Here is a 22,877-nt window from a genome sequence, read left to right as displayed (position 1 = left end):
TTGAAACGGCATTTCTATTTTAGCGCCATCCTTCGCCTTTGAAAGTGATCCCTTCGAACATTTCTAACATTATTTGTACTACAATTATGTTTACTCTGATGAATGGTCATTGAGGGGCTTTGTTATGACGGCAATTGACGTTATGTGGGTAGGGCTTGGTGGCGGCATCGGATCACTTTTGCGATGGTGGATAGGGCTAGGTGTTGGCAAGCTATATAAAGGTAATTTCCCTCTAGGGACTTTTCTAATCAATATTTCCGGTGCATTTGTTATTGGCTATCTGAGTATTCTTTTCAGTGTTGACTGGCGTGATCGCTACGGCGATTTGATGAATGCCGCAGTATTGACCGGTATTTTAGGTGGCTATACCACATTCAGCAGTATGCAATTAGATGCAGCAAAACTGGCGACTGCCCGAGGCAGAGCAATAGCTGCCGGATATCTGATTATTTCTGTATTGGTTGGCCTCGCGGCGGCGGCATTCGGTGCCTGGCTGGCTTATTAAGCAGAAACGGATTTATTAATCGGAGAGAATTATCATGCCGAATCTTATTATTTTAGTTTTTGTGGGCGGTGCCTTTGGTGCCATGTGTCGCGAATTTATTATGCTATCAGTACCGAGACTGGCCGATGGCTTCCCTATGGATATTTTTGCAGCCAATATCATCGCCGCATTTTTATTAGGGCTGACCACCTCTTTCTTTAAGAACGGTAAAATTAACCAATACGTCCATCTGATGGTTGGAACAGGGATCATGGGTGGTCTTTCAACATTTTCCAGCTTTGTATTTGGTGCCGTTGAAATGATGAAAACCCCAAGTGAAGTTTTAGTCTCGATCTGCTATCTGGTCGCCAGCCTGATTGTTGGTTTTATTGCCGTTGAAGTGGGTTTAATGGTCGGCCCTAAAGAAAAGCCTAAAGCGCCGCAAGCCACCACTGAATAATGTTACCTTAGTGAAAAATAGAGATGGAAACACCCTCATATAGAGGGTGTTTTATGCTTTGTGATCAACAAGATGGGTGCAAGCCAACGAGTATAAAGTCAGTCTAATTTCTGGCAGTTACCAAAAAACATCTCTGTAATCAGTTCATTATTAATGGTATCGCCATTCAACGTTCTGACCAGCAGTTCACTGCCTAATAATGGCAGAGAGAAGACCATGCTAGGTTCAACACGTTTTACTTTCTTCATGTTCTCGGTTTCATTGACTAATGCTAGCGTTTTGGTGGACTCACCAGCTATCTCTTTAGCAGCCAAAATAGTGAAAGCATTGTCTGCATCACTGTCACACAGCGCGATAATATATTTCGCTTTGTCGGCCCCCGCTAATTTCAGTGTTGCAACGGAAGAAGGGTCACCCTCGATAATATCTGCATCTGAAGGGAAACTGTGCTGGCTACCAACAGCACAAACCACAGTGACTTCATCGCCACGATCACGCAGACCGTTATAGACATTTAGCGCCAGAGAACTGGTCCCCACAATAATAAAATGATTTTTACGTTCCACGTCAGAAACCCTACCTTTAACTATACGTTTGATATTATTACTGATCATTGGCCCGGCAATAGAAGAAACGGAAGCAGCAAAGACAGTAATACCGGAAATAATCACCGTAAGCGTAAACATCCGTGCCAACGTGGTATGCGGGATAATATCCCCGAAACCGACAGTTGACATACAAACAATGGCGAAATAGAAGGCTGTTGGTAAATCCGTCACTACAGGGGCAAATTCATCACCCATGTAAAGTGTGCCCAGCATGCTATAAACGATCAGGGAAGCAATACTGACAATAGCAAAAAACGTCCCGCTGGCGAGGCTGTGATAATTAAATTTCCGCCAATAAAATATCAAGGCGACAATAATCACAATGGAATAAGTCGTCAGTGTGTTGTGATCTTTTAGAATAAAGATATTGATAGAGACAATGGTAAATAACAGCAACACGGTGAAAAACCAAGCAATACGGGTTTTCATCGATAAAGCAACCGCCATCAATATCAAGACCAACCCGATCATAAATCGTGGTATTTCAAATAACTCAAGAAAACTTAGCGCCTCCTTCCAGGTACTAAAATCGTTTGTTGTGCCGGCAAAATGAGAAATAGCCCTGAAAAGTACGGGGCTTAAAACCAGATACCCATTAATTGCCACCAGAATAGCCAGACAATGCGGTATAGAGAACCTAGATTTAATTTCCTGTAATATTTTCATCAATAGAGTGACTAAAATTGTTATAGGTGAATTAAGTATAGATAGAAATCCAGATAGTTCATGGTTAAATTCAATTATTTTTGATAAAAATCAAACGATAAACTTCATGTGAATTAAATAGAATAATGACATTTATAGTCATCTAATATTAACGCTAAGTAATCAAATTAAAGATGATGTTATTTCCTTGTTTGATGAATATATTTCTTTAAAGCTATTTTTACACCGTGTAAAGCTATGCATACTGAATGGAACGCAAAATAATAAAATTAATTATTGGCATTAATCAAATTTATAACTAATAATATAGCTGCGCTCCAGCACATAATAACGCTGGAGTCATCATACCTGAGTGATATTTATCACCCTTAATTTAAGGCTGTGGTTTTTTAACAGACAAATAAGGAAGTAAGCATGTCCTACAAATCACTTCGTAATATTGCATTGACTGGTTTATTGCTTTCCGCTGCCGCAACGACTTTTGCAGCTACCCCGACAACCACTAGCGCAACGGGGACTACCCCGAGTGATATGACCTGCAAAGAATTCCTGGACTTGAATCCTAAGTCATTAACTCCGGTAGTGTATTGGGTATTAAATGATGATACTCAATATAAGAAAGGCGATTATGTTGATTTTCAAGAAACAGATACTATCGTGACACCAAAAGTGGTCGAAGTGTGTAAAAAATCGCCTGAAAGTAAACTGTCTGAAATGAAACAAGACATTTTAAACTTCGCGAAAAAACATCATATGTAATCTGAAAAGATCAATATGATAAATAAGGCACTCATTTATGAGTGCCTTATATTTTTTACGATAAAAAATTAACCACTAATACTCAACTTATCATAACCACGGACATAATAATTAACGGCAGAAACTAACCAACACAGTATGAACATTCCAATAATCCAGTAACCTATCTCACCTAGGTTCTCACTGATGTTATTTATTGGCGTCCAAATCCCGCCGGTCAAATTAAGTTTACCTGCAATTAACCCTAAAGCCTCTATCCCGCCAATAAAGAAAGCGATAATAACTGAAGCTGCCGTGATAGTAATATTATAATACAGTTTTCTTACCGGTTTAGAGAAAGCCCAACCATAAGCACCAATCATCACAAAATTATCAAGTGAATCAATCAAAGCCATCCCGGCTGCAAATAAAATCGGGAATACCATTATTGACCACAAATTCATCCCATGACTTGCGCTGGCAGCAGAGATCCCTAATACACCTATTTCAGTGGCGGTATCAAAACCTAAGCCAAATAAAAAACCAACTGGATACATATGCCAGCTTTTATTGACCATATTGAATACCCGCCGAAAAACTCTGGCGAGAACGCCCCCATTATTCGTCACCAACAGATCAAGCTCGTCATCTTTATAGACATGCCCCGCTTTAACCTGCTTAAACTTTTTATATACTGAAATCAGTATGGTTAAATTAAGAAAAGCAAACAACAACAAAAATACCGACGAAACTAGGGTGCCAATCAATCCCCCAGTTTCATGGAACCACTCCATATTATTTTTAAATGCCATTGCGGTTGCCGCAATGGCCAATGAGGCCAATATTACGATAGTCGAGTGACCAAGTGAGAAAAATGTTCCGACCGCAATCGGTGTTTTCCCCTGCTGCATCAGTTTGCGGGTGACGTTATCAATGGCAGCGATATGATCTGCATCTACGGCATGGCGCAAGCCAAAGCTATAAGCCAGAAACGCCATCCCCATCAATACCGCATTGTTATTAAATTCGGTGAAAGCCCAAACCCATGCCAGCCCATTAACTACCAGCAGACCAATCAGCAAGTAAATCGCGCGACGCTTCGTTTGCGGATCACCAAAAGCGCTGCGCTTCTCTATTCCAGTCGTCATATTCGTGCTCCAGAATAAAACCGCTATTGTCTATGTGCTGGCATCACATCTTTATTCGGCACCAGGAATAACCATGAGGCCAGAACAAACGGCATCGTCAAAGTAGGAATACCAACAGGCGCCAATAAGATATTTAGAGCGCCTTGTACGATCACCGTAAAAATAACGCCGATGATGGTATAAGCCAAAACACGCCAACTGGGTTTATTAAATGTCGATCCCAGAGCGATAGCTGTTAGCACGGCACTGAAAGCATAAAGCCCGGTATCAATACTGGCAGGGTCTGCACCAAGGAATATGGCAGTGAAAAGTGCCAGTAGCGAGCCACCCATTGCAAATACCGCTGCCCAAAGTGATTCTACCGCCAGCCCAATGACAAAAATAATGCCACCAATCAAGCTACTGAGTAAGAAGACTTCGGAAATACCATTAAACATGCTGACGAAAATATTACCCGCAACAGGGACCCCGGCATCCAAAACAAATGAATGAGGCAGTGCTGGTGCAGGCAATCCATTACTCTGCAGACCGGCAAAAGCGTAGCTGGCCAGTAATATTATCCAAGTGGTGAGAACAAAAGGAGCCGTTAACGCCGCCACTTTCCACGTTTTTAAAATATCAGCAATACAAGCCATCACAATCACTGACACAATGCTGCCTAAGACAATACAAGCCCAAACTACCGGTGTAGTAACCAAAAACGTGGGTAATGCCGCACCAACTAAGCACCCATTGTAGCCATATAGCCCCGAGCGCCATGATTTGCGGTCACGCATGGTTAACCCGGTGAATGTGGCCACCACAGTGCCTAGCACACAACCATAAGCCACTGCCGGATTACCTTCACCATACGCGCCGACAAATATCGCAACAAAGAAGAATAAACCCGTCAACGGGTTATTCTGGAACATCACCTGAGCACAGCCACGCAACGTTGTGTCGATAAATTCAATGAAAACATTTGAAGCACTGAGTTGTGCCCAGCCGGATAGGTTGCCCGTTTTCGCATTCATTATTTTATCCTTCTTACTTGAAGTCGCAGCGGTGTTCGCTGCACTCATTCCCCGAATCACTGACTGATATCAGTTCATCGAGAGTCTCTCGTTTGCTGCCTTGCTGCACTCATTCCCTGAATCACTTACTGCTGTAGCGATAAGTGACTACAACAGCAAGTGGCATTAGGTGACACCTAGCGCCATAAGAATTTTTCCGGCAATGTAATGCCGAGAATTTCCTCACGGGCTATCTTCCAAAACTGACGGATTTCAGCTTTTACTCCCGCACTGTCAATACCCAGTGCTTTAAACACTAAACCGCAGTCATTCGGTAAGCGAGTCGCCCCACTGGCAATCCCGCCCTTAATATCAAAATGTGCAGGTACGCGTGCCAGAATGCGGTCGTGATGCTCTTTAGGTGTTAATAAAATCACATTGCCAAACGCATCGAATGATTGCATTACACCAATGGCATCCAGACTTTCAGACTTCGGTTCCAACACATACTTCTCAACAAACAGCTCTCTACCTTCCAAATTGTGCGCGGCCACGCGTGAGGAATAGACATCAAAACCAAAACGCTCATCCTCATGGTGATATTTACGCCCTGACATCAATACTTCGGAATAAATCGCCGTTGCCGTAGGGTGAATATGAATGGTGGTATCCGTAATAAAGCGGGAATTACGATGTGGGATCAGAGGGTCTGGCATAAACTCCAGATAGCCCCCCTCTTCCACCGTAAAATTCTGGATCTGGGAAGCATAGTTCGCATTCATCATGTGAACTTTGGTCGCTGATTGTGTGGTGACATGAGCGCAAGCCCCTGCCTCTACCAGCACATCAGTGGCCAGCCGGTCGCCTTGTAAAATACAACCCGATGTTGAAATCATGGTGACACAAGGTAATTCCGGCATTTCTTCATCCCAGTACAACGCCTTTTGCACCAATGAGGGCACACGTCTTTCCATTTCCGCCAAAATACTGCGATGCTCACGTTTGGCGAATCTCAATTTGAGATAGCCACTTTTTCCTACTGCCCCGCTACGCATTTGCGCCGGTTCGTCCTGATATTTCGCTAGTTCCGGCGCGTTAACACCTAATGCGTGAGCACGAACCCGTGAAGGAGTTTCCACGATATTCTGGCTCTGAGATGTCATGCATGCTCTCCTTGCGGTTGTACGTGAGTAAACAAGAAGTCGCGCATAATCATGTCCACCAGTTCCTCAATACCTTGTCCAGTTTTGCAGTTGGTCAGGATATAAGGGCGATCACCGCGCACCACTTTAGTATCACTTTCCATTACATCTAGGCTGGCACCAACATATGGGGCAAGGTCGATTTTATTGATAACCAAAATGTCAGCCTGAACCAAGCCAGGGCCATTTTTTCGTGGGATTTTTTCACCTTCAGCCACGTCGATAACATAGATATAGAAGTCGGCCAACGCAGGGCTGAATGTCAGTGTCAGGTTGTCACCACCACTTTCAATCATGATAAGGTCGCTCTCGGGGAAGCGTTCTTCCATCTCTTCCACCGCCGCGATATTCATACTTGGGTCTTCGCGTACCGCCGTGTGCGGGCAGGCCCCCGTTTCCACCCCGAGAATTTTTTCTTCATCCAAGATGCCTTTCAGTGTGCGCTTCACCTGCTTGGCATCTTCAGTTGTCACGATGTCATTGGTAATAATCAGTGGCTTAATGCCCCGTTTAATCAAAATAGGGGTGATCACTTCAATGATGGCGGTTTTTCCTGAACCCACCGGGCCACCAATACCAATACGAGTTATCTTTTTGCGTTTGTCGGTTGAATGGCTATTCACGGGATAATCCTCTTAATTTTAATCTGATGTTGAGCCTGTACTCGGTTGGCAGAAAAACCCAGTACTCAGAATTCATTCTTATTAATTACTGAATAAGCGGACGTGCGCTTTTACATGCACCGCCGCTAGCACATCCACAATCGGGACATAAGAAGACATCTGTTCAATATCGCCAATTTCGGCAATATCACAGAACTTCTCAATATCATGATTTAATTCAAATAAAATATGCTGAGTATCGAAATGGGTCACACGCATCAACCGCATCGCCGCACTTAATATTGTCATCGCCACGCCATATTGATGCATGACGACCACCTCTCTCTGACCAATTCCCTGAGCGGCCATAACGATGGCCTGAGTCACTGGGTACGTCCCCGCGGTATTGCCATTTTTTATCTGTTCCAGCCACCAGCTGATCAGTGGGTGTTCCACCACATGAATTGACATCTCTGCCAATTTTTTCCCCATTCGGGTTGCCATCAGGCGACTTTCTTCATTTAACTTGCGGTTATTCACGGCCCAATCAGCACGGATGATACCGTCTCGGTCATCGGCCACCACCGCACGGTGAGCAGCGACAACCCCCATTCCATCGCAACTGGCAGCCTGCTTGAGTGCCGTCAACACAAAGCCTTTCAGTGTTGGCACATCATGAACAACCCCAGTTTGGATAGCCGATTCCACGCCATTGGAAAACGTAAAGGCCCCGACCGGCAGTACGGAATCACCAAACTGCATGATACGAATGAGATCTGATGCATTCATTGCGGTGCCTCCCTGCCGGATCAGTGTTTATGATCGTGGTCATGATCGCCGTGGCTGTGACCATGACTGTGGTCACCATCATGGCTATGCGAGTGCCCATCACCGTGAGAATGAATACCGTGAATATGTAAACCGGACCCATGAGGCTCATCCAAGGGGCTGGCTACATGAACATGGGTGTCAGTGTCTTCTGCACCACCAAATAACAACCGGGCTTCGGAGTTACTCAGCAATGGCAGAATTTCCGCTCCCTTAACAAAACGGAAAGGGAGATGCTGAAAACCGTGGGTTCTCATGACGGAATCCATCATGGTGGTCGCCACCGTCAAAGGTACATAGACCTCATTATTTTTAGTGACCGCCTTCCAGTGCTGATTGCCTAACGCGTGACCAAGCTCAAAACAGGTTTTAATCAGCTCATCCGGTGAACGGCTTTTCAGTTCGCTCAAATCAATGACCATGACATCGCGCAAATTGATCTGTACCACTACCGCGACATTGGTTTTTTCATCCCATGCCAGCACATCACCATCAGCAAGAACAACGTGTCGGTCGAGAGAAATACCGAGATCCAGACCTTGGGTACTGGATTTACGGCAGCGGCTTTTTTGCGCTTCCCGTTGATCCAAGACCAAGAGATCAAACGTGGCATCTTTGAGCTTCGCCTGCCAAACCGGATCTTTTTTCACATTGCCAAGAATGTGCTCTATCAAAATCATGTTATTTATTCCTTGCGTTTGTCAGTTGCCCACAGTAATGAAATCCTTTTCTGTGTCATTCATCCCAGCAATTGTTGATCGCCCCATCCAAGAGCCAGATGACACTTACCATGGGCAAGCTGAATGCTTAAACAAACTGGATTTGCGTCCAGACTCATCCATTAGCCAAAGAAGTAGCGCTGGTTCATTGACGCTGTATCAATAGGCTCACAGGTGGCATGCACGCCATCCACTTTCACCGCAAAGGTTTCAGGGTCCACTTCAATGTTTGGTGTTTGGTCATTACGCACCAAGTCATGTTTAGAAATGGTACGGCAGTTTTTAACCGCAATAACCTGACGGTCTAGCCCCGCTTTCTCTTTCACACCATCATCAAGTGCCGCTTGAGAAACGAAGGTGACGCAAGTGTCTTGCAGGGTTTTCCCCATTGCCCCAAACATTGGACGATAGAACACCGGTTGTGGGGTTGGCAGTGATGCGTTAGGGTCACCCATCGCAGCCCAGTTGATCATGCCGCCTTTGATAACCAGTTTAGGTTTGGCACCAAAGAAGCGCGGATCCCACAACACCAAATCGGCCATTTTGCCCACTTCGACGGAGCCAATAACATGACTGACACCTTGTGCAATAGCTGGGTTAATGGTGATTTTCGCTACGTAGCGCAGTACACGGAAGTTATCGTTACCCGCAGCATCTTCTGGCAATTTGCCACGTGATGCTTTCATCGCATTGGCTGTTTGCATAACGCGTAACCAGTTTTCCCCAACACGCCCCATGGCCTGTGAGTCACTGGAGAACATGGAAATAACCCCCATATCGTGCAGCACGTTTTCTGCGGCGATGGTTTCCGGGCGTACACGGCTTTCAGCGAAGGAGACGTCGGCTGGCACATTCGGGTTGAGGTTATGACACACCATGATCATGTCAAACAGTTCAGCCTGACTATTGATACCGTATGGCAGAGTTGGGTTGGTTGAACTTGGCAGTACGTTAGGCTGGCTGGCTACGCGGATAATATCCGGCGCATGCCCCCCACCCGCACCTTCGGTATGGAAGGTATGAATAGTGCGGCCTTCAAACGCATCAATGGTATCTTCCACATAGCCGCATTCGTTCAAACTGTCGGTATGCACGGACACCTGAATATCCATTTCATCCGCCATTCTCAGTGAATGACGCAGGGCATTGGCCGTCGCACCCCAGTCCTCATGGACTTTAAAGCCCACAACACCGGCAATGGCTTGCTCCAATAGAGGACCACGTCCGTAAGAGTTCCCTTTACCCAAGATACCCACGTTAACTGGCAAGCCTTCGACAGAACGCAGCATTTGGCGAATATTCCATGGGCCAGGTGTTACCGTTGTGCCGTTAGTCCCATCGGTTGGGCCAATACCACCGCCGAAGAAGGTTGTTACACCGTTGGACAAGGCATGATAAGCCTGTTGTGGAGAGATTAAATGGATATGGGAATCGATGCCCGCTGCGGTGAGAATCAAATGCTCGCCTGAAATAGCATCGGTACTGACCCCTACCACCATACCCGGAGTCACGCCATCCATCACACCAGGGTTACCACTTTTGCCGATGCCGGCAATTTTGCCATCACGAATACCGACGTCAGCTTTAATCACCCCTAAACGGGCATCAACAATCGTGACGTTGGTTATCACTAAATCCAGTACACCGTTATCGCGGGTCAGATGGTTGTTCGCCCCCATCCCGTCACGCAGTGACTTACCGCCACCGTAAACTGACTCTTCACCATATCCACGCAGGTCTTTTTCGATTTCGATAAACAGATTGGTATCACCCAAACGTATTTTATCGCCAGTCGTTGGGCCAAATAGACCCGCGTATTCTTGCCGAGAAATTTGAGGCATCTGTCGCTCCTTTCTTTTTCCGGTGCGTGTAATGGGTTGCCTAATTACACGTATGCGAATTTCGATGATGTTTCATTGAGATAAGGTGTTATTTAGATGATGATTTGAAACCACGTGCAGCCGCACGGCGGATAGCTTCTAGCTTATCCGGGCGCTCACTATTAGGAACCACACCTTCACCGGTCCAGCCATCCACCAGGTTATTAAAGCCATACAGTGTTTGCTTACCACCGAAAGGAATTAGCGAAACTTCAGTTTCATCACCGGGTTCAAAACGGATTGCGGTTGTTGAAGAGATATTCAGTCTTTTGCCATAAGCCGCGGTACGATCAAATTCAAGTGCGCGGTTAGCTTCAAAGAAGTGAAAATGAGAACCGACTTGGATTGGGCGGTCACCCGTGTTGCGAACCTTCACTTTGGTCACGGGTTTATTCTCATTAAAGGTGATCGGCTCATCAGCTAAAATGCAACCACCAAGGGGCGTATTCTTTTCCGTTGTGCCTTTAGTATCAATGCCTTTAGTGCCTGTAGTGCCTGTAGTGCTAGTACCTTTTTTTGCGCTCATGCTTTAATCCTCTGCAATATTTAATTCAGGTTTTACTCGCATGTTGCCATCACTTATTTAATGGGATCGTGCACCGTGACCAAGCGGCTACCGTCAGTAAAAATTGCTTCAACCTGAACATTGGGAATCAGATCAGCCACCCCGTCCATCACATCATCCTTAGTGAGAACTTTACTGGCCTCTTTCATGACGTCTTCTACGGATTTGCCATCTCTGGCCCCTTCCATCGCAGTCACTGTAATAATAGAAACAGCTTCTGGATAATTGAGTTTCAAGCCACGTGCTTTGCGTTTGAGCGCCACATCAGACAGCGTGTAGATCATGAGCTTTTCAACTTCTCTTGGGGTGAGCTGCATAAGCCCTCCTGTATCTGGTTAAGAAAGTGAGAGTAAAAAACAACCTATAAGCTCTATCGCTTACCTATAAAGGGTTATCCCTTGTTATTGCTGATAAAAATAGACATTGATGCTGCTAATTAGAGTCTTCCAGAATTTAAGTGCATCCTCCTGTAGAGATTCTTCATTCGAATTCTTTTTTACTTTTTAATTACCATCGATCTTCTGCTAAATATTTATCCTGTGCTTTTAATGTCGAGTGACCGGCTAAAAGCAGCATGAATTCCCCGCCACCTCGCAGGCAACAACTGTAGAAAACAAAGCGTTATATTTGTATGATGATTTTTCTTGATAGGTATTTTTTACCGCTTTTAGTTATCCCAAGCAATACTAAAACTAAGTTTATTAATATTTTTTTACTAAAACGAAAATGCACCACTGCATTTATCCACAGTAGCAAATATAAGAAGTGACCGATTAATCGTTTGCTTTTTATAGCTAGTGTCATAGCTAAAGAGTCCCTTTATTTATAACGAAATGTCGGTATCGTTTTTTGCAGCATAGATAACTATAAATCAAGACGTTGCTATAAAAATGCACCTTTAACCAATATAGACCAAAACCTAGAAAATTCACCCTTAATTGAAAATTTAATATAAAGCGCTATACTTCACCTAAATATAGTCTTTAACTTTAGATAAAAATCAATATGTTAACTAACATTTTGAGAGGGTTTTTATTTGTCAAAAATAAAGTATTCAAGACCTCTCCAACTGGGGATTTTATGTAAGAAAAGCCATGATGGGCGAGAGGAACCATACAAATTACGAGGGTATTTAACCGGATAAAATTCGGATAAGAAACACACTAAAACAGATAATCGGCATTCAAAATGGCGTTTAGCCTCACTATCGATGTCTATTTATCAGTATTTTATTCTTTGATGTAAACTTATCTTACCACTATGTTAATCATTATTCGTTTTGTCTGGCCGAGTACTATTATAATTAATTAAGAATAATATGATCTTAATCAATAAACTTATAATGGCGCATAATACAAAACAATTATCTTCTAACTGTCACTATCACGAAACATTATTATTTCATCATTAATACTTAATGTTACACCTATTAATCCTCATCCAAATCACCCTGTTTTTATCATAGCCAAACCAAGGTGAGGCTTAACTTGGGGTCGCGGGTACAGCGTATTTTTACTCTCCCTTTCGGGGATCCATATTCGCGAGCACACTTTTTCTAATAATGATTTATTGTGACTAAAAACAATTAACCCTAATGGACGACGAGCAGCCTCCTCCAATAAAACCTGCCAGACTTGGGCCTGAATATGTGCATCCAATTGTGCGGTTACTTCATCGGCAATCAAATAGCGAGTTCGCGGGTCCAGTGCACGTAACAGCGCAATACGGGCTAACTCTCCGCCAGAAAGTTCATCAGGCCGGCGTTTTAACCAATCAGGATTAACCACCATACGCTCAAGCCAGTGCGCATCTGGTCGCCAGGCATCATGTAGGCTTTCACCGGTTGTTCGGTAGGGATTAAAACTTTGTTCAGGGTGCTGAGGTACCAGTTGGACAGGGCAATACCCCTTTTTATCCAGCAAAGCCCCTCCGACCCGAATTTGACCCGATGTCGCCGATTGCCACTGCGCTAATACACGGCCCAACGTGGTTTTACCAAAACCACTGGGGGCTGAAATACCTAGCCGCTCCCCTGGGGTCAGTGAAAATGAGACCGAATCCCACAGCCGTTTCCCCCCCTGAACAATCGTTAGGCTGTCAACACTAAACATATTCCGCCACCTCCGTTAAAGGCCTCGGCTGGCTGACAAATTGTTGTTCCGGCAATGCTGCCCACAATGATTGTAACCACGGGCTACCGCCGTTATTTTTCAGCTCATCGGCGCTCAGTGTTTCGTGTAATTCGCCTTTATGCAGCACCGCAATTTTATCGGCAAAACGTGCCGCCAGTGCCAGATCATGCGTCACCCATAAAATACCGCGGCCCTGCTGGCAAAAAGCGCGCAAGTGGGTGAGTAACTGGCAGGCATGTTCGTCGTCCAACCATGAGGTGACTTCGTCAGCCAAAATATAGCGAGCATTGGTGAGGGTAGCGCAACTCGTGAGCACCCGTTTTGCCATACCACCAGAGAGTTGACGCGGGAAATCATGCACCAAACCCGGTGCAAGATTGTAGGTTTGCAATTGCATCGCGACATCTTCCAGCCGCAGTTTTACGCCACTCAACTGTGCCGCCCGCGTCATTTGCGACCCGACTTTAATCAAGGGATTCAGTGCACTGACGCCTTGAGGAACATAACATAAGGCTTTACCACGCCGCTCAATTTTGTCTTGGGCACACAAGACGTCCCCATCAAGAATAATCTCGCCGTGACAGCGCATGTTCTCCGGCAATAAACCCAACGCACTTTGCAATAACAAACTTTTACCTTCACCACTGCCACCCACTAGCGCGACCAGTTCCCCCGGATTCACCTCCAGAGAAATATTGCTCAATAAAGGGTGCCACGTTTTTCGCCCCAACCAACGATAATGGGCAACATCAATGGCAAACCTTGAAAATTTCAACATCAGGCTATCCTCACCCAGAGTTGTTGCAACGATCGGGCAAACTGGTCAAATATCAGTACCAAACTGACCAAAATCAGACCGGGGAAAAAGGCCAGCCACCATGCGCCACTGCTCAGATAGCGTAACGCATCGGCCAATAATATCCCCAGTGACGGTTCATGAGGCGACAAACCAAACCCCAAAAAACTGAGTGCCGCGCTGTGTAACACCGCATGGGGAAACATTAATAGCGTGCCAACAATCCATTGTGGCAGTAATAACGGTAGCAGATGATGACGCCAACGGTAAAAATTACTATTACCTAGCCGATGAGACAACATGACATAATCTGTCTCGCGAATACGTAAAATCTCAGCACGTAAAATCAAAGCCAACTTTGGCCAATGAGTTAACGCCACCGCCAGAATAACACCGTGTTTTCCCCCACCTAATGTAAAGCAAATCAATACCAACAGCAGTAAGTGCGGTAACGCCAACATACTGTCGATAAGCCCTCGGATGAGATAATCCAGTGTTTTATTAACTGCACATAAGCTGGCCGTCAGCATGGCCAACAGGCCACTGGCAAAAGCGGCAATCAAACCAATTTGTAAACTGGTGGTCATGCCCTGAAAACAGCGCAACCACAAATCACGCCCTAAACTGTCAGTACCAAACCAATATGACAATGACGGTGGCTGGCGACGCGCCATTAAATCCATTGGGATTTCAATAGAATATATGGCCCACCCATAAACGATTAAAATGGACAATAGTGCCAGTGAAACGAAAAGACGGAACAAAGCCCGGTTTGGGTTATAAGTCATAATTGCCGTGCAGCCCCCCGATTGAGGCGGTGTAGCAGTGCATTGGCAATGCTATTACCGCAAAAGACCAAGATGGCGCAGAACATCACAATCCCCATCAACAACGGAATATCACCGTGTAATCCGGCATCAATGGTGGCTTGCCCCAAGCCGGGGTAAGCAAAGACTTTTTCGGCCAGTAAGGAACCACCTAATAATTCGCCAACAGAGGCAAATTGTAAGCACAGCGCAGGAGTAATGGCATGGCGTAAAATATGGAAGTTGACCAACGACCAACCTTTGTCACCCTGTGCTTGTGCATAACGAATAAACTCACTGTTCATCACCTCGGCGACTTTGGCACGAGTATGCAAAGCAATATTACCGACGCCCAATAAGCCTAATGCAAGCATCGGCAAAATAAGATGGTGCAGCTTGTCGCTCCAACTGGCGGTCTCAGCGTTACTCCCTGGTGTCCACGCACAGCAAATCGGAGCCCAGTTCAATTTCACTGCAAATAATGACAGCAGCAATAAACCAATCCAGAACGTGGGCAATGATGCCAGCAAATAAGACAGACTTGAGATCACTCGGTCTGGCCAGCGATTAAGGTAACGCCCCGCCGTCAATCCCAGCAATAATCCGACAATGCCGGAGAATAACCATGCCGAAAATAACAAAGCGAACGAGGTCGCAAAACGCTCGCCTATCACCTGTGAAACCGGTGCGTTGTATAGCATTGAATAGCCAAAGTCGCCTTGTAAGACTTGGGTAAACCAATGCAGAAAACGCTGCCATAAAGGTAAATCCAGCCCCCAACGTGCAGCAATCAGCGGATACTGCTCCGGTGGTACATGGAGCAATTCACTGCCGATATAGGCACGTATTGGGTCAACTGGGGAGAAACTCAGTAGCGTAAAAGTGCCTACTGCAGTGATCAGCAGCAGGCAGGCTAAACGCAGAGCAAATAGTGAAACCCCCTTCATTACTGACAGGTCCATTTCCAGCTATCGAGGCTGTTTAGCAACGACCAGGAACCGTGGATCTCTGGTGCTCCCTTACCCAAATCAACACAACTGTTGGCCAGATAAGTATGCTGAACATTCAATAACCATGCCCATGCCGCATCGCCACGAATACCCGCCCCAGTGGTGCCATCCCAATCCACCTGCTGCCAGAATGGCACGGCTTGTTCCCAAGTCGGGGCATCCAACGCTTGTTGTAGATGTTTATCAACCACAGGATTCTGATAGTAGCCAGGGTTATAGTATTCAACGCCAGCCGCCTTGCTGCTGTAGTGGTGATACAACTCCATCGGGTCAAGGCTGCCCCAGCCAAACAGTGTCGGGTTGGCGTGCATATTGCGCTCGACGGTTTCCCAACTCCCAGATTTCAAATCGACGTCAATACCAATAGGCTTCAACATCTGGCGCATCGCTTGTGCTAAATCACGCCGGGTGGTGTCACCGCTGGTATACCAAAGTGTGATTTTGGCAGGCACACCATTCTTCTCTCTGATGCCATTGCTGCTCACTTTCCAGCCTGCCTGCTCCAATATCTCCTTGGCTTTTTCGACATCACCATCTTTGATGGCGGAGTCTGGGTTATTCCATGGCAACCCCTGTACACCGGTATAGGCTGGGATAGCATGGCTTTCCATAATTTGGTCGGCGAGTAGTTGGCGGTTAATGGCATAATTAATCGCGCGACGGATAGCAACATCGGCGGTGACATCATTGCCAATTGGATTACCTTGCGCATCTTTCTTACCCGCCGGTGTGGTCGGGAAAACAATGCCACGGTTTTCCACACTCGGTCTGACCCATAGTTTCATATTACTGACCGGGCCTACCGCCATCGATGGTGGGATACGAACCACGCCTAGCTGCCCACTTTGTGCAGCAGCAAAGGCGCTATCTTCATCAAGAAAAACAAAAATGAGCTTATCAAAGTCGTTTTTATTGCCTGCATAATACGGGTTGGCTTCCACTATCATTTGTTGACCCGGTTGGAAGCTCACTAAGCGATAGGGGCCAGCACCAATAGGTTTTTGTGCATAAGTCTTAGCATCGTATTTATCCGCCGAAACAATCCCCAGCGAACCGAGTACGTTCACAAACGTACTTTGTGGGGCTTTCAGTTGAATGCGAATATTAAGGGGATCGATTTCTTCAGCTTTGAGGAAGTTGCCCATATCAACTTTGCCGCCGCTGGCAGCCGCATTGTTATAGGTAAACACCACATCTTTGGCGGTCAGTGGCGAACCGTCAGAGAATTTAAGGTCAGGTTTCAGTGTCAGTAACCAGGTTTTGCCATCGTCGCTGGTTTTATACTGACTCAACAAAAAGTTGTTCCAGCTTAGATCTTCATTTTGTTTCAACAGCGGGCTGTGCAGCAGTAAATAACTACCATGACTCCACCCTAACATGGGGTCAAAACCTTCGGTCGGTTCATCACCGATAGCCAGTTGCAATGTGTGCGTCGCAGCACTGACAGGAACAGAAAAAGCACTCAATAAGGTGGCTGTTAGTAAGGTATTTCGAAGCCATAAACGTTTAGACATGAATCATCCTTTGATAAATTAGCTAGCGAATATAGATCATTGCCAGTCAGAAAAAGATTCAACAAGCAATTAAGCGTAGCACTAAACATTAATGTAGGTAATGTGCATGTTCTTTAGCATTAAAGACTAATTTTCCATCTGATTATCAGAGTTTTAAAGCATTTATATGACAAATGTCAGTTTTAGATGAGGGAAATCAAAAAAAACCAAGCAAGAAATAAAATAGATAATAAATAAAATTGATCTACATCTATAAATATGACAAAAAAGTTAAATTAAAATGTTCGCCATAAGCCCTATCAGGTTATTCATTCACAATGAATAGCCTATTGGTACTTAGTTATCGAGAGATATCACCTATAAGTTAGTCAGCTCATTATTCACGTAACTTATCAAAATAGCACGTTCACTATTAAATCTTGTATCGCTATTCTTTAATCCGAATAACCAGAGCATACAGAGAATAATAAGATAAGTTCCAACCAGAGATTAATATCGCTAACTGAAACTTATCATAATAAGAAGGAGAAGAGAGTGATTCAGTAGACATTCCTGCCTATAGGATTATTTTTAATGACCGAACAGGAATAGGCTATTTTTTATTCACCACCCAACATTGAACGTAAAATAGCCCCGGCATCATTTGGTGGCAATTTCAATATCTCGCTATACATATCAATCGCCATATCACAAACTTTTTCACGATCTACATTCGGGCTAGTCAGATTAGTGAACATCTGCAAATCATCACCATATTGTTGCTGCATTTGCTGTACGATGTTATCCAGTTTGCTTTCATATTCTTGATTCTGCGGCGTTATCAACTCACCTGTAGAAGCTTGAAACAGACGATTAACTGAGTCAAGATCACGCTCTTGCAACTCTTTAGGTAAAATTTTCGTGGTGTTTACCCCCCCACTGACTTGCGGATACAATGCTTTAAAGCAAAGTTTTTCACTGCGATGATTGGCCTGATAATAACGTAACTCTTCCAAGATGATTTTCATATAATCGATAACATTTTCATCAGACGCTCGTTGAATTCTCTGTACAGTTAACTCAGCGACAGACTGTTTCATTTCATCAATCAATTGTTGTTCAGAATGGCCTGCGTTGCTCGATTTAATAAAATTATCGATCAACTGAGTATAAAGGGCTGGCTCTTGTTGCTTGAGTGTTTGAAAGACAGGGAAACTCTCTAATGATTGCTCTATTTGGGTGCGGTCATTGTTGCGGAACCCGTTAGGATTATTATATTGGTAATAAATAACATTCCCGATGATAATAGGAATAATAACCCATAAAACAGCACCAATTTTACCCAATTTCTTTCTGTTACGTAATGAGGCTGTGATCCCCCCTAAAACAGCCGCAATTCCCCCAGAGACTAAGACCTCCATCCAATTCACAGCCAACTCCTTTATATTTTAAATATTAAATTTATGAAGCTATTTAACAATAGTCCAATATTAAAATCTTAGTATGCCACGGTGCTATAGGAGTGCTCATCATTGATACTATTAACTCAATGATAAGTTTTATACGTCATATCGTAAAAATAAGGGCTAAATGGCAACTCATAAAGGGTATAAGTACTTTCCATTATCTGAGGAAGAATACGAGGTTCGCAGCGAAAGTCATCCTCAGTCGGATACTCGCGCTGACAGTAACCACGAGGGCTGTCGATGAAACCCATTTTAGGGGTACGCTTAAGCACTAACACTTTCCCCCCATCAGCAGCCGACTGAGGTTCAATGAAAAAGAAACTGAGCTGAGATACAATCGCAGTGATACAGACAGCCAGCACAATGACCCACAGATAAACAGAACGCATACAGAATTCCTGTAATGATAGAAGCCGCCAATACTCTACCAGCTAATTCATAATGAGCGCTAAAAATTATCGTGAGTCATCATCAACACTTGGGAAGCAATCTTGTTATGTCCGTGGTGAAAAGGCTCAAATATGGCAACCGCAACTCACCGTATCATTGGCGTTACCGTCAGGACTATTTTTAGCATAATTCAACGGCAGTCCCTCGTCGCGCCAACCAGTCACCCCACCTATCATCTCTTTCACCGCAAAACCATGTTGGCTTAGGTTTATTGCTGCACGGTGGACACCGTTGCAATGCGGCCCTGCGCAGTAAACAACAAATAACGTCTTTGCCGGATAGCGAGAAAGTAGAGCTGCATCCATTAATCGATGAGGGATATTAACGGCTCCCGGTACATGTACTGCCGCAAATGCAGCCTCATTACGTACATCGACTAAAACAAAATCCATTACCCCCAGCTGCTGGCTGGTATAAACGTCCGAGCAATCCGTTTCAAATGCCAAACGCTGAGAAAAGTGCTGCAAAGCTAGCTCAGTAGGGGCTGCAGGGGTTTGGCTGACTAAACTGTTCATATGATTTCTCCATTAAATATTATGAAGCATCACTTTATGAAATAGTATTAGCCGATTACAGTGGCAGAAATGACAATAAACCACTGAGATACGCCAATGCATCATTCAGCCACTAAAATTCCTAACTTTGCCATAAAGCAAGAGCCAGGGCTGGTTGTCACTCTGGTTTATGATGGTTTGTGCCTCTTTGAGTTTGGTATTGCGCAGGAAATATTTGGTCTAGCTCGCCCTGAGTTTGATTTCCCTTGGTATCAACACCAAGTGGTTGGCGTAGATCAGAGTATTTCGACCGCCAATGGTAGCCTGCACATTCAAGTTGATGCTGGTATCAATCTGCTGGAACAGGCAAAAACCATCATCATCCCGGGCTGGCGCAGCCCCGATGCCCTACCCTCGCAGGAACTTATCCATGCATTGCAGCAAGCTGTCGCACGCGGTACGCGCATTGTTTCTATCTGCTCCGGAGTTTTTGTCTTGGCGGCTGCGGGGTTATTACAAGGCAAAAGTGCCACTACGCATTGGCGTTATACCGATTATCTGGCACGGCGCTACCCCGACATTCATGTCGATGCCAATGTATTGTATATCGATGAGGGGCAAATCATTACCTCAGCGGGCAGCAGTGCTGGGATTGATGCCTGCTTACATCTGATTACCCGTGATTTTGGTGCCAAAATAGCCAATCAAGTGGCTCAAAGGTTAGTAATGGCACCGCTTCGTCGTGGTGGGCAACAACAATTCATCCCGACCCCCATCGCCAAAGAACCTTATCGGGATATGGCAAAGCTAATGGCTCAAGTTCGGGGGGATCTGAGAAAAAACTGGACCATTAGCCTAATGGCGGCTGAACTGGCGCTCAGTGAAAGAACGTTTCTGCGCCGTTTTTCTGCCAGCACCGGCCAAACGCCCAAAATATGGCTGCAACATGAAAGAATGTATAAAGCAAAGGAATTGCTGGAAAGAGATCAGATGAATATTACAGAGATAGCCGAATATTGTGGGTTTCAGACGGTAGAAGGATTTAGAAATGCATTTAACCAAATTGTGGGTATTACACCGGCAGTATATCGGCGGCAATTCAAATATAATTAGCAGCAGATATTCTATACAAAAGAAAATATACATGAGGTTTTTGAAAATAAAAAACCCCGCCTTAGCGAGGTTTTCTGATTGCGGGTTATTTTAATGACTATAACCAACATAAAATCTAACCGAAATCAGATTTAATCACAGTGAAACATTAATTGCGGCAGTATTAATTACAGTGCAACTACGTTTACTGCTGAAGGGCCTTTCTGGCCTTGCTCAATGCTGAACTCAACGTTCTGGCCTTCATCAAGCGTTTTGTAGTCATTACCCTGGATGGCAGAGAAATGTACGAAAACATCTTTGCTGCCGTCAGCAGGAGAAATAAAACCAAAACCTTTACCCGCATCAAACCATTTTACTAAACCAGTCATTTTAGTAGACATAGAGGTATTTCCTTCATTATTTTGTGGTAATTGAGGTCTGTTTATCAAGAGTTACTTATGGGGGCACTAAAGAAGGAAATTCGTCGGAGAAGTGATGTCTAAAAAATATCGCTTTAACTAGGAACTGCTTTACTTAAATGGCTTACATAAATAGGTCTGTACTACAAACCGATGATGCTATTAACGCATGCTGAGCTATTAATAGCAAGGCTTATTTATTTCATGTATTAATGAATGATGGAAACAAATTACGTATAAATTATGATAAAACCAACGATAAGACGTCGTTCAATGGCACGTTGTATTGTCATTGAATGACAAACTCTTGCAGGTGAGGTTATGCTCATATTTCGCTATACTGCCACTGAAAATCGGAAGCCGTCGTAAAGGAACAGTAATGACAATGCGTGAACTTGAAGTAAAGTTTCTTAATGCAATGAGTGAGTTGCAGTCTACTTTTGAGAAACAGCACCAAACATGGCAGGCAAGTTATACTGCACTGCAACATGAGTTGGAGCAGTCAAAAGCGCGGGAAACAGCATTACGAGCCCAAAATGATATGCTACTGAGAAAACTCAACACGGCAAATACCTTGCCAGAGCAACATTCGCTGGTTAGGCAGATCAAAATGCTGGGTGCGCATCTTGATGCTTTAGCGAAAGATGCTGCCGCTTTTAATCACCATTTGGATAATCAGCAAAACAAAAGTGATAATTTTAGTGGCGATAATCAGTAAGTATTGGGTTGATTTTATCGAGACCAGCGATTTAACAGCCAGATAATTTTACGTTGTCAATTTCACCTTTTATGGCGCAAAAAAACATTACATGACGTGGATAATTATTGCTGTTTTGATCGTGGTTTTTATTGTGGGCTATCGTGTATTGACGTCAGATACCCGCAAAGCCGTGGATACACTGGCTAATTTGCTGAAGATAAAACCCATTTATATTGAATCAATGTTGCAAGAGATGGGGCCGCGTCAAACACAAATGTTTATTCGCTCCACCAGCAATGGCTACGCTGAAGATGTCAGAAAAGCGGCATATTTGGTCTTTATCTATCAAACTTTTATCAAAGATTCTTCCGACGAAAACATCATACAATGGCGAAATACGCTCATTCGCTCACACATATCCCCGATGTTAACCACTGAACACACTGAAGCTGCCTTGTTCTATTTTGCAGAGCTGGATATAGATGCCTTTGAATTGGCACAATTTAGGCGCAATTATAATCTGCATTTTAATCAGGAAGCGGACGCCGTATTGCATTAAAGGTGACACTACGGCGGATGAAATTCATTGCGGCAGGGATAATTTACTGGAACATGCTGTTCAGGTAGCGCAATAACATTTCTCTTGAACTAAAACCGTGAGCAATACCGTAGCGATCTTCAGCTTCACCCGCCAAATAAAGCGGAAACTCAACATACTTATCACTAATACGCAGTGTTGCCGTCGGTGTAGCAAACAATAAACTTTTATCTTTTTGTGCCGGGTGGATAATTAATGCAGTCCTCCCCATGCGGGCTTCACGATTCACATAAACGTAGTGCTCTGCTTTCCGATACCCGTATGCCTGATCAACCGTATAATCTCGCTCAAAGCCGGCATTCTCCAAGACTCTAGCCACTTCATCTGGCCGTAAATACATTTATTTCCCCTCTTTTTAACTCCAATTGAGCGACCTTACCGTAATAAATAAGGGAAACCACGTATTTATTGGCTCAAAGCAACTATTTCGGAATAGTCTACACCGCATTAATACGCCAATATACTTTCTGGCTGAAGATGATTAGCCTACAAAAAAAGACACCCGGTATTTACCGGGTGTCTATGATTG

26 protein-coding genes are annotated in these 22,877 nt (G+C 44.4%); 6 read left to right on the top strand and 20 right to left on the bottom strand.

The window, feature by feature from the left end; genetic code table 11:
- Positions 1–124 precede the first annotated feature (124 nt).
- Together ACIOG0_RS05135 and crcB are read left to right on the top strand one after the other, a co-directional pair.
- On the top strand, positions 125–505 hold the full coding sequence (locus tag ACIOG0_RS05135) for a CrcB family protein (protein ID WP_050100874.1): 381 nt from the start codon (positions 125–127) through the stop codon (positions 503–505).
- 34 nt (positions 506–539) lie between these two features.
- Entirely contained in the window at positions 540–944 is a 405-nt protein-coding gene (gene crcB, locus ACIOG0_RS05130; protein WP_128451373.1) for a fluoride efflux transporter CrcB, read from the top strand.
- A gap of 98 nt (positions 945–1,042) precedes the next feature.
- On the opposite strand, the gene kch is transcribed toward crcB, so the two are convergent.
- Complete coding sequence (kch, locus tag ACIOG0_RS05125) at positions 1,043–2,218, bottom strand: voltage-gated potassium channel protein (protein ID WP_050100876.1); 1,176 nt, start codon at positions 2,216–2,218, stop codon at positions 1,043–1,045.
- Between the two features lie 414 nt (positions 2,219–2,632).
- Between kch and hdeB the strand changes: the two genes are divergently transcribed.
- Complete coding sequence (hdeB, locus tag ACIOG0_RS05120) at positions 2,633–2,977, top strand: acid-activated periplasmic chaperone HdeB (RefSeq protein ID WP_050100877.1); 345 nt, start codon at positions 2,633–2,635, stop codon at positions 2,975–2,977.
- A 68-nt stretch (positions 2,978–3,045) separates the two neighbouring features.
- Here hdeB and ACIOG0_RS05115 read toward each other — a convergent pair whose 3' ends face one another.
- The 17 genes from ACIOG0_RS05115 to ACIOG0_RS05035 form a co-directional block, all read right to left on the bottom strand.
- On the bottom strand, positions 3,046–4,104 hold the full coding sequence (locus ACIOG0_RS05115) for a HoxN/HupN/NixA family nickel/cobalt transporter (RefSeq protein ID WP_050100878.1): 1,059 nt from the start codon (positions 4,102–4,104) through the stop codon (positions 3,046–3,048).
- A 23-nt stretch (positions 4,105–4,127) separates the two neighbouring features.
- Complete coding sequence (yut, locus tag ACIOG0_RS05110) at positions 4,128–5,117, bottom strand: urea transporter (protein ID WP_050100879.1); 990 nt, start codon at positions 5,115–5,117, stop codon at positions 4,128–4,130.
- A gap of 176 nt (positions 5,118–5,293) precedes the next feature.
- Positions 5,294–6,259 carry an urease accessory protein UreD gene (locus ACIOG0_RS05105; RefSeq protein ID WP_050100880.1) on the bottom strand — a complete coding sequence of 322 codons (966 nt, stop codon included), beginning with the start codon at positions 6,257–6,259 and terminating at the stop codon, positions 5,294–5,296.
- The gene (gene ureG / locus ACIOG0_RS05100) at positions 6,256–6,921 is read right to left on the bottom strand and encodes an urease accessory protein UreG (RefSeq protein ID WP_050100881.1); all 666 of its coding nucleotides are present in this window, start codon (positions 6,919–6,921) and stop codon (positions 6,256–6,258) included. The genes ACIOG0_RS05105 and ureG overlap by 4 nt, the downstream gene beginning before the upstream one ends.
- Positions 6,922–7,002: 81 nt before the next feature.
- Entirely contained in the window at positions 7,003–7,689 is a 687-nt protein-coding gene (locus ACIOG0_RS05095) for an urease accessory protein UreF (protein ID WP_050141221.1), read from the bottom strand.
- 20 nt (positions 7,690–7,709) lie between these two features.
- Positions 7,710–8,408, bottom strand: coding sequence for an urease accessory protein UreE (gene ureE / locus ACIOG0_RS05090; RefSeq protein WP_050100883.1), 699 nt, complete (start codon positions 8,406–8,408; stop codon positions 7,710–7,712).
- 161 nt (positions 8,409–8,569) lie between these two features.
- Positions 8,570–10,288 carry an urease subunit alpha gene (locus tag ACIOG0_RS05085; RefSeq protein WP_050295827.1) on the bottom strand — a complete coding sequence of 573 codons (1,719 nt, stop codon included), beginning with the start codon at positions 10,286–10,288 and terminating at the stop codon, positions 8,570–8,572.
- A gap of 88 nt (positions 10,289–10,376) precedes the next feature.
- Positions 10,377–10,853, bottom strand: coding sequence for an urease subunit beta (ureB, locus tag ACIOG0_RS05080; RefSeq protein ID WP_050100885.1), 477 nt, complete (start codon positions 10,851–10,853; stop codon positions 10,377–10,379).
- A 53-nt stretch (positions 10,854–10,906) separates the two neighbouring features.
- Positions 10,907–11,209, bottom strand: coding sequence for an urease subunit gamma (locus ACIOG0_RS05075; RefSeq protein WP_050100886.1), 303 nt, complete (start codon positions 11,207–11,209; stop codon positions 10,907–10,909).
- Between the two features lie 1,128 nt (positions 11,210–12,337).
- Positions 12,338–13,003: an ATP-binding cassette domain-containing protein gene (locus ACIOG0_RS05070; RefSeq protein ID WP_050100887.1), complete on the bottom strand. Its 666-nt coding sequence runs from the start codon at positions 13,001–13,003 to the stop codon at positions 12,338–12,340.
- A complete protein-coding gene (locus ACIOG0_RS05065) occupies positions 12,996–13,802 on the bottom strand; it encodes an ATP-binding cassette domain-containing protein (RefSeq protein WP_050100888.1) in 807 nt (268 codons plus the stop codon). The genes ACIOG0_RS05070 and ACIOG0_RS05065 overlap by 8 nt, the downstream gene beginning before the upstream one ends.
- The gene (locus ACIOG0_RS05060) at positions 13,802–14,608 is read right to left on the bottom strand and encodes an ABC transporter permease (RefSeq protein ID WP_050100889.1); all 807 of its coding nucleotides are present in this window, start codon (positions 14,606–14,608) and stop codon (positions 13,802–13,804) included. The genes ACIOG0_RS05065 and ACIOG0_RS05060 overlap by 1 nt, the downstream gene beginning before the upstream one ends.
- Complete coding sequence (locus ACIOG0_RS05055; protein ID WP_072086698.1) at positions 14,605–15,573, bottom strand: ABC transporter permease; 969 nt, start codon at positions 15,571–15,573, stop codon at positions 14,605–14,607. Before ACIOG0_RS05055 ends, ACIOG0_RS05060 begins: the two co-directional genes overlap by 4 nt.
- Positions 15,573–17,150 (bottom strand): ABC transporter substrate-binding protein, encoded by a 1,578-nt coding sequence (locus ACIOG0_RS05050; RefSeq protein ID WP_128451370.1) that lies wholly within the window; start codon positions 17,148–17,150, stop codon positions 15,573–15,575. Before ACIOG0_RS05050 ends, ACIOG0_RS05055 begins: the two co-directional genes overlap by 1 nt.
- A 599-nt stretch (positions 17,151–17,749) precedes the next feature.
- Positions 17,750–18,559, bottom strand: a complete 810-nt coding sequence (locus ACIOG0_RS05045; RefSeq protein ID WP_050141225.1) for a hypothetical protein — start codon at positions 18,557–18,559, stop codon at positions 17,750–17,752.
- A 116-nt stretch (positions 18,560–18,675) separates the two neighbouring features.
- The gene (locus ACIOG0_RS05040; RefSeq protein ID WP_128451369.1) at positions 18,676–18,984 is read right to left on the bottom strand and encodes a DNA-directed RNA polymerase subunit beta; all 309 of its coding nucleotides are present in this window, start codon (positions 18,982–18,984) and stop codon (positions 18,676–18,678) included.
- Positions 18,985–19,110: 126 nt separating this feature from the next.
- Positions 19,111–19,560 carry a rhodanese-like domain-containing protein gene (locus tag ACIOG0_RS05035; RefSeq protein ID WP_050100894.1) on the bottom strand — a complete coding sequence of 150 codons (450 nt, stop codon included), beginning with the start codon at positions 19,558–19,560 and terminating at the stop codon, positions 19,111–19,113.
- Between the two features lie 96 nt (positions 19,561–19,656).
- Between ACIOG0_RS05035 and ftrA the strand changes: the two genes are divergently transcribed.
- On the top strand, positions 19,657–20,652 hold the full coding sequence (gene ftrA, locus ACIOG0_RS05030) for a transcriptional regulator FtrA (RefSeq protein ID WP_050100895.1): 996 nt from the start codon (positions 19,657–19,659) through the stop codon (positions 20,650–20,652).
- 167 nt (positions 20,653–20,819) lie between these two features.
- Here the strand turns inward: ftrA and cspA are convergent, their stop codons facing one another.
- Entirely contained in the window at positions 20,820–21,032 is a 213-nt protein-coding gene (gene cspA, locus ACIOG0_RS05025) for an RNA chaperone/antiterminator CspA (RefSeq protein ID WP_042547968.1), read from the bottom strand.
- 397 nt (positions 21,033–21,429) lie between these two features.
- Here cspA and ACIOG0_RS05020 point away from each other — a divergent pair, with 397 nt between their 5' ends.
- Both ACIOG0_RS05020 and ACIOG0_RS05015 read left to right on the top strand, forming a co-directional pair.
- Positions 21,430–21,768 carry an MbeD/MobD family mobilization/exclusion protein gene (locus tag ACIOG0_RS05020; RefSeq protein WP_050100896.1) on the top strand — a complete coding sequence of 113 codons (339 nt, stop codon included), beginning with the start codon at positions 21,430–21,432 and terminating at the stop codon, positions 21,766–21,768.
- 91 nt (positions 21,769–21,859) lie between these two features.
- Positions 21,860–22,309: a DUF1198 domain-containing protein gene (locus ACIOG0_RS05015; RefSeq protein ID WP_050100897.1), complete on the top strand. Its 450-nt coding sequence runs from the start codon at positions 21,860–21,862 to the stop codon at positions 22,307–22,309.
- A 43-nt stretch (positions 22,310–22,352) separates the two neighbouring features.
- Here ACIOG0_RS05015 and ACIOG0_RS05010 read toward each other — a convergent pair whose 3' ends face one another.
- Positions 22,353–22,688, bottom strand: a complete 336-nt coding sequence (locus ACIOG0_RS05010; protein ID WP_050100898.1) for a DUF2002 family protein — start codon at positions 22,686–22,688, stop codon at positions 22,353–22,355.
- Positions 22,689–22,877 lie beyond the last annotated feature (189 nt).

The sequence above is a fragment of the Yersinia vastinensis genome, from assembly GCF_044905075.1.
GTDB classification, from domain to species: Bacteria; Pseudomonadota; Gammaproteobacteria; order Enterobacterales; family Enterobacteriaceae; genus Yersinia; species Yersinia vastinensis.
Note: the sequence above shows the minus strand (reverse complement) of the source record. Positions and strands in the feature narration are given on the sequence as shown.

Coding starts and splice junctions, on each gene's coding strand:
- ACIOG0_RS05135 (WP_050100874.1), top strand. CDS start 125: ATGACGGCAATTGACGTTATGTGGGTAGGGCTTGGTGGCGGCATCGGA.
- crcB (WP_128451373.1), top strand. CDS start 540: ATGCCGAATCTTATTATTTTAGTTTTTGTGGGCGGTGCCTTTGGTGCC.
- kch (WP_050100876.1), bottom strand. CDS start 2,218: ATGAAAATATTACAGGAAATTAAATCTAGGTTCTCTATACCGCATTGT.
- hdeB (WP_050100877.1), top strand. CDS start 2,633: ATGTCCTACAAATCACTTCGTAATATTGCATTGACTGGTTTATTGCTT.
- ACIOG0_RS05115 (WP_050100878.1), bottom strand. CDS start 4,104: ATGACGACTGGAATAGAGAAGCGCAGCGCTTTTGGTGATCCGCAAACG.
- yut (WP_050100879.1), bottom strand. CDS start 5,117: ATGAATGCGAAAACGGGCAACCTATCCGGCTGGGCACAACTCAGTGCT.
- ACIOG0_RS05105 (WP_050100880.1), bottom strand. CDS start 6,259: ATGACATCTCAGAGCCAGAATATCGTGGAAACTCCTTCACGGGTTCGT.
- ACIOG0_RS05095 (WP_050141221.1), bottom strand. CDS start 7,689: ATGAATGCATCAGATCTCATTCGTATCATGCAGTTTGGTGATTCCGTA.
- ureE (WP_050100883.1), bottom strand. CDS start 8,408: ATGATTTTGATAGAGCACATTCTTGGCAATGTGAAAAAAGATCCGGTT.
- ACIOG0_RS05085 (WP_050295827.1), bottom strand. CDS start 10,288: ATGCCTCAAATTTCTCGGCAAGAATACGCGGGTCTATTTGGCCCAACG.
- ureB (WP_050100885.1), bottom strand. CDS start 10,853: ATGAGCGCAAAAAAAGGTACTAGCACTACAGGCACTACAGGCACTAAA.
- ACIOG0_RS05075 (WP_050100886.1), bottom strand. CDS start 11,209: ATGCAGCTCACCCCAAGAGAAGTTGAAAAGCTCATGATCTACACGCTG.
- ACIOG0_RS05070 (WP_050100887.1), bottom strand. CDS start 13,003: ATGTTTAGTGTTGACAGCCTAACGATTGTTCAGGGGGGGAAACGGCTG.
- ACIOG0_RS05065 (WP_050100888.1), bottom strand. CDS start 13,802: ATGTTGAAATTTTCAAGGTTTGCCATTGATGTTGCCCATTATCGTTGG.
- ACIOG0_RS05060 (WP_050100889.1), bottom strand. CDS start 14,608: ATGACTTATAACCCAAACCGGGCTTTGTTCCGTCTTTTCGTTTCACTG.
- ACIOG0_RS05055 (WP_072086698.1), bottom strand. CDS start 15,573: ATGAAGGGGGTTTCACTATTTGCTCTGCGTTTAGCCTGCCTGCTGCTG.
- ACIOG0_RS05050 (WP_128451370.1), bottom strand. CDS start 17,150: ATGTCTAAACGTTTATGGCTTCGAAATACCTTACTAACAGCCACCTTA.
- ACIOG0_RS05040 (WP_128451369.1), bottom strand. CDS start 18,984: ATGCGTTCTGTTTATCTGTGGGTCATTGTGCTGGCTGTCTGTATCACT.
- ACIOG0_RS05035 (WP_050100894.1), bottom strand. CDS start 19,560: ATGAACAGTTTAGTCAGCCAAACCCCTGCAGCCCCTACTGAGCTAGCT.
- ftrA (WP_050100895.1), top strand. CDS start 19,657: ATGCATCATTCAGCCACTAAAATTCCTAACTTTGCCATAAAGCAAGAG.
- cspA (WP_042547968.1), bottom strand. CDS start 21,032: ATGTCTACTAAAATGACTGGTTTAGTAAAATGGTTTGATGCGGGTAAA.
- ACIOG0_RS05020 (WP_050100896.1), top strand. CDS start 21,430: ATGACAATGCGTGAACTTGAAGTAAAGTTTCTTAATGCAATGAGTGAG.
- ACIOG0_RS05015 (WP_050100897.1), top strand. CDS start 21,860: ATGACGTGGATAATTATTGCTGTTTTGATCGTGGTTTTTATTGTGGGC.
- ACIOG0_RS05010 (WP_050100898.1), bottom strand. CDS start 22,688: ATGTATTTACGGCCAGATGAAGTGGCTAGAGTCTTGGAGAATGCCGGC.